Origin of the sequence: Pseudoalteromonas rubra (assembly GCF_001482385.1) — a bacterium.
GTDB classification, from domain to species: Bacteria; Pseudomonadota; Gammaproteobacteria; order Enterobacterales; family Alteromonadaceae; genus Pseudoalteromonas; species Pseudoalteromonas ardens.
Genome location: NZ_CP013611.1, coordinates 1,465,324 through 1,478,100 on the forward strand (window position 1 = coordinate 1,465,324; position 12,777 = coordinate 1,478,100).

Annotated in this window: 9 protein-coding genes; 5 read left to right on the forward strand and 4 right to left on the reverse strand. The window is 48.0% G+C overall.

Annotation, left to right across the window (positions count from 1 at the left end):
* Window positions 1–180: 180 nt before the first annotated feature.
* The 3 genes from AT705_RS06540 (at window position 181) to AT705_RS06550 (ending at window position 6,375) form a co-directional block, all read left to right on the forward strand.
* The gene (locus AT705_RS06540) at window positions 181–2,142 is read left to right on the forward strand and encodes an FAD-dependent L-amino acid oxidase (RefSeq protein WP_058795974.1); all 1,962 of its coding nucleotides are present in this window, start codon (window positions 181–183) and stop codon (window positions 2,140–2,142) included.
* An 81-nt stretch (window positions 2,143–2,223) separates the two neighbouring features.
* Entirely contained in the window at window positions 2,224–4,014 is a 1,791-nt protein-coding gene (locus tag AT705_RS06545) for an alpha-keto acid decarboxylase family protein (protein ID WP_058795975.1), read from the forward strand.
* A gap of 201 nt (window positions 4,015–4,215) precedes the next feature.
* Window positions 4,216–6,375 (forward strand): sensor histidine kinase, encoded by a 2,160-nt coding sequence (locus AT705_RS06550; protein WP_058795976.1) that lies wholly within the window; start codon window positions 4,216–4,218, stop codon window positions 6,373–6,375.
* 26 nt (window positions 6,376–6,401) lie between these two features.
* On the opposite strand, the gene AT705_RS06555 is transcribed toward AT705_RS06550, so the two are convergent.
* Window positions 6,402–7,775, reverse strand: a complete 1,374-nt coding sequence (locus AT705_RS06555) for an MATE family efflux transporter (RefSeq protein ID WP_082668931.1) — start codon at window positions 7,773–7,775, stop codon at window positions 6,402–6,404.
* A 180-nt stretch (window positions 7,776–7,955) separates the two neighbouring features.
* Here AT705_RS06555 and AT705_RS06560 point away from each other — a divergent pair, with 180 nt between their 5' ends.
* Window positions 7,956–8,678, forward strand: a complete 723-nt coding sequence (locus AT705_RS06560) for a hypothetical protein (protein WP_058795977.1) — start codon at window positions 7,956–7,958, stop codon at window positions 8,676–8,678.
* Here the strand turns inward: AT705_RS06560 and AT705_RS06565 are convergent.
* From AT705_RS06565 to AT705_RS06575, 3 genes are all read right to left on the reverse strand, one after another.
* Window positions 8,653–9,132 (reverse strand): hypothetical protein, encoded by a 480-nt coding sequence (locus AT705_RS06565; RefSeq protein ID WP_058795978.1) that lies wholly within the window; start codon window positions 9,130–9,132, stop codon window positions 8,653–8,655. The genes AT705_RS06560 and AT705_RS06565 overlap by 26 nt on opposite strands.
* A gap of 325 nt (window positions 9,133–9,457) precedes the next feature.
* Window positions 9,458–9,925 (reverse strand): winged helix-turn-helix domain-containing protein, encoded by a 468-nt coding sequence (locus tag AT705_RS06570; protein WP_058795979.1) that lies wholly within the window; start codon window positions 9,923–9,925, stop codon window positions 9,458–9,460.
* A 137-nt stretch (window positions 9,926–10,062) separates the two neighbouring features.
* Window positions 10,063–10,968, reverse strand: a complete 906-nt coding sequence (locus tag AT705_RS06575; RefSeq protein WP_058795980.1) for a DMT family transporter — start codon at window positions 10,966–10,968, stop codon at window positions 10,063–10,065.
* A 653-nt stretch (window positions 10,969–11,621) separates the two neighbouring features.
* Between AT705_RS06575 and AT705_RS06580 the strand changes: the two genes are divergently transcribed.
* Window positions 11,622–12,776 carry an acyl-CoA dehydrogenase family protein gene (locus AT705_RS06580; RefSeq protein ID WP_058795981.1) on the forward strand — a complete coding sequence of 385 codons (1,155 nt, stop codon included), beginning with the start codon at window positions 11,622–11,624 and terminating at the stop codon, window positions 12,774–12,776.
* Window position 12,777: the final 1 nt, after the last annotated feature.

Here is a 12,777-nt window from a genome sequence, read left to right on the forward strand (position 1 = left end):
GATTATGTCTTTTTGGTGTCAGCATTGTAATAAGGCTGCTCTCTATTTTTGGCTCATGCCTGTCAGGCCTTCACCAAAAGACAGCGATAACAAGCCCACACAACTGAACAGAAGTCGTCGTAAAGATTGTTGCCGTCGTTTGTGACAAAAAAACGGTAAATAACGAATTAAGGAACTACTATGACGCATTATTCTTTTGGCAATGAGATCAGCGACAAAAGCCTCCCTAAGCATCTGAAAGTGGCCATTGTAGGGGCTGGTATGGCCGGATTATACAGTGCATGGCGGCTGCAAAATGAATCGGGCTGTGACAACCTGGCAATCTTTGAGCGATCTAATCGCACCGGCGGTCGACTAGATTCAGATTTAATTCAATTCAAAAATCAACGCAGTGATACGCCCCCACCGATTACAGTTAAAGAAGAACAAGGTGGCATGCGGTTTTTATTCGATGGCATGGATGACTTGATGGCGCTGTTCCTTAACCTTGACCTCCAGGACCAGATAGTGCCCTTTCCCATGAACAGCGGCGGTGATAACCGATTATTTTTCCGCGGTAAAAGCTTCAGCGTTAACACCGCAGCGCAAGATAACTATCAGATTTGGTCTGAGCTTTATAATCTGGCGCCGTCTGAGCAGGGCGTTAATCCTAAGGACATTGTGAATGTGGTCTTCAACCGAATTCTTCAGGCTAACCCTCAGTTTAAGGCCCGACCTGAAGTTAGGGGTCCGGAATTCTGGCAGGCATTCAGACTGGAATGCCAATGGCAAGGCAAAACGCTCAATGAGTGGACGTTATGGGACCTTTACACGGCAATGGGTTACTCTCAGGAATGCATAAACATGCTGTACCGTGTACTTGGCTTCAATGGCACCTTCCTATCACAGATGAATGCCGGAGTAGCTTATCAGTTGCTCGAGGACTTTCCGGCTGGAGTGCAATTTAAAACCTTTAAAGACGGATTCAGCACACTGCCAAATTCACTAGTCGATAAAATAGGCACTGACAACATCCACTTGCAAACCAGTATTGAAGAGATCTCTTTTGTAGAAGAGAGCAACCACTATGAACTGCACTACCTCCACACAGACGACAACGGACGCAGCCACAAAGGTAAAGTCACCGCCGAAAAAGTCATTCTTGCTCTGCCCAGATTAGCACTGGAGAAACTTTTTGTTCGCTCTAACGCTTTTAACACGCTGGATAAAGAACGCTCAGAACAACTGTGGAACACTTTGCAATCCACCTCAAACCAGCCACTGTTGAAGATTAACCTTTATTACGACACTGCCTGGTGGGGACGCGGCACCACCGGACGGCCTGCCGTCGAGTTTGGACCCAACTTTGCCGATCTGCCGACCGGTTCGGTATACCCATTTTATGCGGTAAACGAAGAGTTGGTTGCGGCCCTGATGTATCAGGAGCGTAAAACCGAACCTTCACAAAGCACTCAGGCAAAACTGGACCATATCAGCAGTGAAAAATACGAGCGCCCCGCTGCATTGACGATATATTGTGACTACCTGAACATTAATTTCTGGAGCGCGCTGCAGAACATTGGAGAGACCTATCACCACCCACATCAAGACGACTATGTCACGGATATCCCGGGTGATATCTATCCAGCGTCTAACGCGGTGGTAGAGCAAGCCACTCGATTCTTCAAAGACATTTTCAATACACACTACGTCCCTGAGCCAATCCTGACCAGTGCACGGATCTGGCAAGGTAGTGTCCGTTTTGATGTGCCGCCAAGCCAACAATTTGGCTTTGGTGTACACCAATGGGCGGTGGGTGCTGATGATAAGCAGGTGATGGCTGAACTCACAGAGCCCCTGCCGAACCTGTTTACTTGTGGTGAAGCCTTTTCTGATTATCAGGGGTGGGTAGAAGGTGCATTACGCTCTACGGATCTCGCACTCAAACAAGGGTTCGGACTCCAGCCGCTGAGCGAAGTGTATGAGCAGACGACACACATCAGCTCATCTGAAGCCATTAAAGTTGCCTATGAAGAAAACGCCAGCAAGCTTATCAATCACTATATTGAGCCAAACTTCTCAGCGGGTAGCGCCCCGATTGAAAAGCCATCAGAGGTTGAAAACGTGCTGGGTGTGAACCTCAGCTACTTCGACCTTAAGTGATCCTGCTTTGGGCACCTGTTTTAGGTGCCCTCACTGCCTACAGGCAGAAGACACCTGCCCAGCTTGCTCAGGAGAGAATCAATGACTCAAATAACACACCATTTTACAGTCGCGGACTATTTCAAAGCACGACTTGAGGAAATTGGCGTCGACCAAATGTTTGGTGTCGCCGGCAACTATACCGCGGCTTTACTAGACACCATACTGGCTGACAGCCACTCACCGATTAGAATTAACGGCAATGCCAATGAAATTTGTGCCGGGTTTGCAGCAGATGCATATGCCCGATTAAAAGGCCCAAGTGCTCTGTACGTTACCTACAGTGTAGGTGCATTCAGCCTGCTTAACACCATTGCCGGATCGTTCGTTGAGCAGGTCCCAGTGATCTTGATCAACGGCGCCCCCACCAACAAAGAAGATCAGATCTCAAAGAATGCCGGACTGCTCTACTCACACACGACCGGCTATGAATTTGTCGATATTCACATGTTCAGACCAGTCACCGTCGCTGCTGAACGTATCACCAATGCCAATCAGGCGCCTTATCAGATTGATTCAGCCCTGGCGGCTCTGCTGTCAGAGCGCCGACCCGTGTATTTCGAAGTCAGTGAGGATGTCTGGCGGGCAGACTGCACCAAACCTGCTCAGCCTCTGGCACTGAATAATCCAGCCAGCGTCACCGTCAGCGAAGCACAGCAGGCAGCTAAAGCAACAGTAGAGCTGATGCTAAGCCAGCCAAAAAGTATTTTTTGGGCAGGCGTAGAGCTACAACGTTTTGCCCTGCAAAATACCTTCTTGGAATTGCTTGAAGTGATCAATCGCAGTCATACGGTGCCCGAAGGACATATTCACTTTGTCACCTCAGCCTTAAGCAAATCGGTTATTGCTGAAACTCATCCCTGGTTTGAAGGCTGTGTCACCATGAGCCCCTCCGAAGTAGATTCCCTGATTGGAGACGACGGGGTTTTAGTTGGTGTTGGAGCCTGGACGACCGGCAAAGATACTGGCAACCAGGATATTCGCAGCAGCCGCACTGTGCTCGCTGCGCAGGGAGGAGTATATGTTGGTGCCAACTACTATGCCTCTGCGACCCTTGAAGATTACTTACAGTGTCTGATTGAGGAGTTTACTGCACTGGCAAAGCAACAACCCGCCAGTTTAAAAGGATTGCGTATGCAAAAACCGCTGATGAAGCACGCTACAGCAGATGCCCAGCTAGGCTATGACAGCTTCTTTGCTACCCTCAGTCAATGGATTGATGAAGATGATGTTCTGGTCGTCGATGCCGGCTTCCCGCTGATTGGCGCACAGAGTGTAAAAATACCAGCACAAGATGGCTTTGTTGCTCAGGCTGCCTGGCTGTCCATCGGCTACTCTGTACCTGCCGGCACGGGAATTAAATGTGCCTTCCCGGATAAACGTGCGGTTGTTGTCGTTGGTGATGGTGCTTTTCATGAAACTTGCCAGGCCGTTGCTGACCAACATGCCTATAGACAAAACACCGTCGTGTTTGTATTGGCAAACGGTATTTATGGTATCGAGCAATACCTAGTCAACCCCAACCCTTTCAGAACACCGCCGGTTGATTATCAGGACAAGCTACTCGACACTGTCTACAGCTACAATGATTTACCAGCCTGGAAAATTGCCAACATTACCCAGGCATTTGGTGGTGAAGGGCGGCGAGTGAATAACCTGAGTGAGTTAATGGCTGTGATGGAGGAGATCAGAACCGATACACACAACAATTATGTTGTAGAAGTATCCATTCCTAAAACAGATACACCTCACTCTATCAGCCTTGAAGCTAACAGCGCCGTCGGGGAAGACGAAATCGCGAACTCACAGTGGCCACCTGCCAGCAAGTTCTAAGTTATGTAAACATTGGCCTCCGGATGCGGGGGCCAATATCAGGCCACAGACATCAAAAAGTCCACTCCCTATGCGGCACTTTATTCACATGGCTTCTGCGAGATCGCCGAACACGCACACTAACACTTAGACACATTATCTGAGTCATTTTTCCCCAATCGTCGCAAATTGGACAATAATAAAGTTAGGCAGGGAAAAGACATGGATATCCAGAGGTTGGATCTCGCGATACTTACCGTAAACAGCCAATGGCAAGTCATTGATTTCAACCAGGCTACGGAGACACTCCTGCAATTGGGCAATCACAAAGCGCGACCTGTTTGCTTTTTTGATCTGTGCCAAATTGCAGAACCCGACGAAGCGGACAGTGACTTTCTCAGCCAGGTAGCGGGCAGCTCTGCGCTCGCCATCTTACCCTCAGGCATGCGACTCAATATTATTGTCAGTAACCACCTCAGCGCTGATACCTGCCTGATCATTAATCCAATTAGCCATCACCACCTGCCACATCTCGGTGAGCTGGCTGAGCTGGCACTACAATGTGGTGATATTGGTGTGTGGCAGGTTGATACCACCTTCGTGCGTCCTTACTTTTCCCAGACTTTTTGCGCACTCCTACAATGCGCATCCTTAACCGAGTGGCATGATTTTACCAATTTGATTTATGAAGATGACCGTCCACTGGCACTGAGCTTCATTGAAGAGCATATTCAGTCTAACGTCCGGCTAAAATTTGATTTTCGAGTATTAATTGACGCTGTGCCACACTGGTTTGAACTTAGTGGCGACCAGCGCCACGGCTGCGGCGCTCAGCTGAGCTCATTTGGTACCTTGCGTGAATGCACCCAGGAAAAACAAATGCTCATCCACCTCAACAGTGCCCATGAAAGTCGTCGTATAGCCCTGGAAGCTGGCAAAGTCGGCACCAGGAGTGTGATCAGGAAAAACGCTCCGTGGTATTGGGACTGGGACCCGCAAACCAGTTCCATCTTTGATTTGGCAGCACAAGATACCGGACGCTATGAAAAGTGGCTTGAACGCATTCACCCGCAAGACCGTGAACGTGTCTCCAATGGGCTCAAAGAAGCCCTTGAAAGCGGCAATGATTTTGAACAGGTCTTTCGGGCTACCCTGCCTAGTAACGAGGAGCTGCACATATTCGCCAAAGGTGTGGTTGCTCAGGATGATTATGGTAACAACTTTCGCCTTGATGGCGTCTGTGTCGATCAATCCGAAGTGTATCGTGCCAACATGGAGCTGTCCAAATTAAATGCCGAGCTGGAAACACGTGTCAGAGCCCGCACAGCAGACCTAAAATGTGCTGTCACCAAAGCCGAGCGCGCAAGCCGGGCAAAGTCTGACTTTTTAGCGATGATGAGCCATGAGCTGAGAACACCGATGAATGCCATCATAGGCTCACTAGAGCTACTCTCTCTGCAAAAGCATGATCCTGAAGAAATGGAGCTGCTCGAAACCGCGTCCGTTTCAGCTAAGAATCTGGTCGACATTCTGAACGATATTCTGGATATCAACAAGATAGAAGCAGGCAAGTTAGAGTTAGAATTTAGGGAATTTGATATTTCAAAAACGCTGCATAATGTACTGCTGACCTTTGCCTCGAATGCCGAAAAACGCCATGTCAGCCTCAAAGTCGTTGAGTCACAGCAGCTGCCGACTATGCTTTACTGCGACGAAAACCGGATCCGCCAGGTGCTCTTTAACCTGCTCAGCAATGCTATTAAGTTCAGTGGTCCCCCAGCCAAAGGCAGTGGTAATGTCGTCATTGAATTGGATTGGCAGATGCAAAGTCACAGTCAGGGCGAGCTCTGTATTTTAGTGAAAGACAATGGTATCGGTATTGATGAAAAGACCCAGAGAAAGCTCTTTCACCCTTTTACCCAGGCCGATAAATCAACCACCCGGGTGTATGGTGGAACGGGCCTGGGGCTGGCCATTTCGCGGCAAATCATCAACCTGATGGGCGGACGCATAGGACTAAAAAGTAAAGTGGATCGCGGCAGTATTTTCAGAGTCAGTATTCCGATCCACCGCTTCTCACATCACTGCGACACCGCTTTATTCCAGGACATTTATATCACGCCCGCTCACCTTAATCCGCCAGAGTCATATCCATACTTTATACTGGAAGGGTTAGCGGTACACCTGCACCAGGTGGACTTAGAACAACTTCCACCTGCTGATTCAGACAAGGCATTAATATGCTGCTTTATTCTTTCAAAGCAGGACCTTGCGCAATTAGTTGGCTATCAGGAAACACTTAAAACACAGCGGGTATTAATCTGCCACCAAAGTGGTTTTACTGAACAACTGAAAAACTTGCTAAGGATAGTCCAAGCATAGGTGTTTATACTAATGCCTCTGCACGGTTAACTACGTATAGCTGGTGGCATTATTTCGGCTTCGCTCAGCACCAATTTTTTATGCATTTCTCGACGCAGCAACAAATAGCTAATCACGGCCTGACAATACACGGTCGAAACAGAGAATATCCAGACCTGCTCGATTTCAAAGTCTTGCTGCCCTGCCAGCCAGACAACTGGCGCCGCAAACAACACAAATCGACTGGCGGTGCTGTATAACGCGGGCCAGGTATTACCCAACGCCTGAAACATACCCGAGGCCGTAAAGGTGTAACCCGCAGGAACAAAATTCAAACAGACATATCCCAAAAACGTCGCAGCAACCAAAATGACCTGAGGCTCATCGCTGAATGGAGCAAAAAACCAGCTTGCATTAATCAAACATGCCAGGGTAAGCATAGCCATCAGCGCACAGGTCAATAAACTGGTATAACGGTAGGTTTGCTGTACCCGGTCATATTTACCGGCAGCATAGTTTTGAGCAGCGATTGCAGGGGCAGCAAATGCAACAGCCATAACGGGCAAGAAAAGCACTTGCATGATCCGGACACCCAATCCAAACCCAGCCTGAGCACTTGCGGCAAACTGACTGAGGGCCCAGTAAATCACTGACATGTACATGAAAGTCAGTAAAAACTCGCCGCCTGACGGTAACCCCAGATTAATAACCTGGAGGATCCGCTTGCGATCAGGGCGCAGCGCCTTATTCGGCAAAGACAGATAATCAACTTTTTTGACGAAGTACCACAGTGTCATCACCATAGCGCCGAATGCAGACAGAGAACTGGCCAACCCTGCTCCTGTCACTCCCAGAGCATTGCCTGTACCCCAGCCGGATATCAAAATGGGCGACAAAATAATATTCAGGGCCACCGCCAACATCGAAATCAACATAACGGGCTTAACAACACCCGCTCCGCGCAGTGCAGCCGCCATGACGGTAAGCCCAAACTGTAGTAATAAAGCGGGCAGAAACCAGTAAAAATAGTCTGTTGCTGCTTGGTGAGTTGCGGCATCAGGTGCCATAAACTCAAAAAACAAATGCCCAAATACATAGCCAAGTACGCCAAACGCCACCGTGCAAAACACCGCAATCAACATACTTTGATGGAATAAAGCGTTGGCCTCAGCGCGATCCTTTCTGCCAACCGCATGGGCCACTAAAGTACCACACCCAATATTTAAAACCTGAGTCAGGGCCATAATAAAAAAGAACACACTGCCCGCATTACTCACGCCTGCCAGCGCCGTTGCCCCCAGCGCACCAACAAAATACAGGTCAACCAGAAAATACAACGTCTGGATAAACATGCCAATCGCCATCGGAACGGCCATAGTAATAAGATGTGTAACGATTTTCCCCTGAGTCAGATCCTTCATTAAAGTCATTCCTGTATGATTAATTTATTCATTGTACCGTTTATTTTTAACTCGTCATCGACTATTTTGTGTTTCACTTGGCACAGCAAAAGACGTAACAGGCAAACAATATCACTGTCATATCTATACACTCGATGAGTATGTGGCATACTGAAAGCTCTGTTAATAAAGGTAATATTTATGGCAACGCACACGAGCAAAGGGCACACACCTCCAGATATCACTGTTGCAGTAACAGACATGATCCAGGCGATACGTAGCCATAATCTGGAGCGCATTAAACAATGCTATGAGCAAGCCACTGACACACAACGCACAGCGCAGCTCAGACACTGCTTTGAAGCAGCCAGTAGCCACACGTCAAACTACGAACATTACCAAAATATCGCAGCCCACTGTATCAGTCAGAATGGCCTGCCTGCGGGTGTGATTGCGGGGATCAATACCACAGAGCGGGTCGACTTTTTTATGCCTGCACTGCAGGCTGCGAGTGCATTTAACGTAACTAACCATCAGGGCAATACATTTTTGCACTGCCTGTTTGCCAATCCCGCTAACCCGCTGCCGCCTTTTAATTACATTCGCTCTTTGCTCTTATTTGAGCGCAATGAGCCTTTGGCCGAAGCATTAGTCATACGCAATCATCAGGGATTCAATGCACTAGAAGTCTATTTGAGTTTCAACCCACATCACAACGCGCTCCCCCAGCATGAACTAACAGCCTGGCTGGCATTATGTGAGGCCTTGCGCACATTAAACGGAGTAAACAATGATAATCTGACTAAAGTGATGGCTCACCTGAATAGCCCAAACATGGCAGGACTGACAGGCAATCAACATCGCCTCACGCTCATCGCCAGTTACTACCAGGTGTCAGTTAGTTCATTATCAACGATGAATTAGACTTGATTGGCGTACGCAGCCAAAGAGCTCGTTCATCATGGCGGTAAGTCATGACCGTGCCCCCACTGGACTTGTCCCGCAGGCAGGCATACTCCACGGCCTCAAATGCCGAACGGCCAAAGTCCATGGCGGCGATAGCCCAGTTGGCGCCACTGCCAATTGCCCAGTTTAACGACAAAGGCTCCAGAAAACGGCGACCATGGCGGATCTCACCAAAAAACACGGCACCTTCATCATCAACGAACAAGAAGGTACAGGTAACTTTATCAAATTGATTATCATGCCAGTGAGTCAACAAATGTTCAATTTCGGCACAATTGCCCGATGCAAACACAAAACCGTCTTCTACGCGTTGGCACTTACGTGTTGCCCAGGACACAATAGTTTGGCTGGTCGAAGTGAGACTGTCTGTGCAGATAGTTTTTGAGTCATGATGGTAAGCGATGGTTGTCAAAAGCACTCCTTAGTGATGTTCCTTCAATTCAAAATAACCCAAACTTATTGTCAAGACAGGGCCTTTTTGACCTGATAATCACAATAAATTGCTGAACATCCGGTTTAAACATCAATATAAAGAGCAAAAAGTTAATACAACATTAACAACCAATGAATGCTTCATCGAATATGAGCCGCCAGCAACCAACTTCACCAGCAGCGAGCGAAGGTGCAGTCTTATCAATCGGGCAACAGCACACTTTCAGGCTTTAATAAACAAGCCCCACCAGCATGAAACGTCGCCATGCAGCGCTTATTATCGAAGGTAACAGCGTAAATCTGGCTTAAACCATCAAGGCAAGGACACCGGCACCGATGATCAAAGCAGCCAAAGGCGCTAACCATTTCCAGGGCAAGCTCTGCGCTTCTTCTGATACCGGTTCGGTGCTTGTCGCACTCGGGGCTGCAACAGGTTGAGCTTGCTTTTGCTCTGCCTCGAGTTGGGCTTCAGCAGGCTCGGATGGCTGCACTGGCAGTTGCCACTGATAACCTTTCTTGGAGAAAGTCTTAATCGCGTCATCACCAAACAAGGCCCGCAAGTGGCCAATATTCTGGAATACCACTTGCTCAGTGACTGTTCTGCCTGGCCATACATGCTCAAGGATCTCAGCTTTACTATAGATCTTCTGTGGATCAGACAAAAACAACCCCAGCAACATGGCTGGCTTTTCTTTAATGCTTATTTTTCGACCTTGTTTTGACAATGCCAGATTCTGGCAGTCAAACTCGAAATCTTGGAATGTTAACTTCATCGTCCTTCAGCTTTATAATTATAATAATTGTCACATTACAGGGAGCACATGACCGTCAGATCAGCGACATGTTCCCGGTGTTAGTTCAACAAGCTTAACATGTTCCCAACCTCGGATCAGTACTCCAATGTAACGATTTATAACAATTGCCTTCTTAGCTTATTCGTCAGGCTTGTCCAGCCGCTTTCACCGAACTGAAACACAGCCAAGCTTACCATGATCACGAATGCCCCAACCAATAAAGTCAACGTGATCTGCTCATTGTTGATCCAGGCACCTAACAGCATGGCAAACCCCGGTGTGATCAAAGTGGTTAACGCAACCGTACTGGCTTTGAGTTTCTGCAACACATGAAAATAAGCGATAAACCCAACCAAAGAACCAAAAACACTCAGGTAGACAGTGGCCAACACGGCGCTAACTTGCCAGCTTTGCGAATTCAATTGACCGTCACTGAACCACCACACCAAACCGAACATAGGTGTAACCAGTAACAATGCACCAAAGGTAGAAGCCAGCGGATGGATCGCCAATTGCACGCGTTTTATCATCACACCACTGAGACTAAAACAGCTCACGGCCCCAAACACATATATCAAACCTTGGGGTGCCAGGGCCAACTCATTGAGTTGTGACATGCAGACAAGATACAAACCAGCCAAGGACAAAGCTAGCCCAAGCCACTTAATAATGCTAAAACGGGCCTCTCTCAGTAGTCGCTGTGCCAGCAAGCCGGATAGCACAGGCGCAAGGCCAAATATCAGGGAGATCACACCCGATGGCACAGTTTGTGCTGCGAGGTAACTCAATAACATACCGCCAAAAATACCCAAGCTTGAGTAGCTATATAATGCCCAGGCCTGCCTGGATACTGGAACCCGGTAACGACCAATCAACACGATGATAAAACACAGCACCAGGGCGATGGCCATACGCAAGAAAACGCTCAGCGTTGGTGACATACCCGCGCTGCTGATCACAATGCCCAACGGCGTCGTGGACCAGATGATGATAACCAGAATGTAAGATGCCTGAACTGGCATAGTGAACTCCCCAATTCGGGGCAGTATAAGAGGTTGGAAATACACAATGAAGACTAACCGCTGATACTGCCGCGGTTAGTAAATGACCCCTACAAACCGCAGACAACACGCCACACACAGGCCAAATTATTCAGCCAGTTAGTGAGCGATGTAGACACGATCATCAGAGTCATGAATTTCTTCTTATGTGTTAGTGAACAACCTTTTTATCATGCTAGATACCAAAGTCAATGGCTGGCACCCGAAAATTATTGTCTGCCGACTCTTTTGCCAATTACAGTAACAAAAATTCAGCCTCCCACCTTTGTACCACACTCAAAACCCAGAATAGTCCTGCTGAGCAATTTTCACTCGTTTTACTATTCGCCACGCAGTTAAAAAAGCACAAACCAAACAACAATTTAACAATAAAAATTTACAAACCAGGTCCGTACCCTTTATAAAAACAGAGATGAGATTTATAAAATACCTTTAAAAAACATATTGTTGAACCATTTACCATAAAACCATGTAGAAAATGTGAACCACAGATTTAAAACTTAAATAAAACATTTAAAAAACACAAGTTAACAGGATTGACAGGTACATTAACAAGTCTACATAATAGCGTTTAATGCAAAAGCAGTATTTCAACCAACTCAAAGTGCAATACTATGGATTTTAAGCTTTCCGACTATCAAACCGAGTTATACGATTCCGCGCTTCGCTTTGCTTCTGAGGTGCTCGACAAGGATGCGCACCAGCGTCAGCGCAATCATCACTTCGCTCCTGAGCTTTGGCAGCAGGCAGCTCAATTTGGCTTCACAGGCCTGGCAGTAGACGAAGCCTATGGCGGTGCAGATCTGGGGGCACTCAACACCATGCTAATGGTAGAGGCACTGGGCAAAGGCAGCCGCGATCTCGGCTTGTCATTCTCGCTGTGTGCTCATCTGTTTGCCTGCGTGATGCCCCTCGCACGTTTCGCAAGTGACCAATTAAAGAGGGACTTTCTTGAACCACTGGTTGCGGGAAAATTAATTGCAGCCAATGCGGCTACCGAGCCTGGTGCAGGTTCAGATATCTACAGTATGAAAACGACCGCCATCAAAGAAGCGGGTGGTTATCGGCTGAATGGTCAGAAAACCTACATCACCAATGCGCCCGTTGCCGACGTATTCGTGGCCTATGCACGAACCAATCCCGACCACGGCTTTATGGGGGTTTCCGCTTTCATCATTCCCAAAGACACGCCAGGGCTATCAACCGGTGCCAGCCAATCCAAAGACTGTCTCGCCAGCTGCCCGATGGGTGACGTGTTTTTTGACAATGTGTTCGTCAGCGAATCACAGCGCATCGGCTTTGAAGGGGCCGGCGGCGCTATCTTTCATGACTCTATGATCTGGGAAAAAGGCTGTCTGTTTGCCCTGTTTGTCGGTGCTCTGGACAGGTTGCTTGAGAGCACACTGAGCTATGCCACTGAGCGCAAACAATTTGGTAAAAAAATCGGTCATTTTCAGTCCGTATCTAACCGTATTATTGACATCAAACTGCGCCTTGAGCAGTGTCGCCTGATGCTCTATCGCGCCGGCTGGAAATACGACCAGGGACAAGATGCTGAGATTGACATTGCTATGAGCAAGCTGTTGATTTCGGACTACGCCGTCCAGTCTTCACTAGATGCCATTGCCACTTTTGGTGGCGCTGCAATCGATGCAGATATGGGCATTGTCCAGGTGCTCCTGGATACGTTGCCCAGCCGTATTTTCTCCGGCACCAATGATATTCAACGCGAGATCATCGCCCGAAAACTTGGCTTAAGAGGAGCCTGAA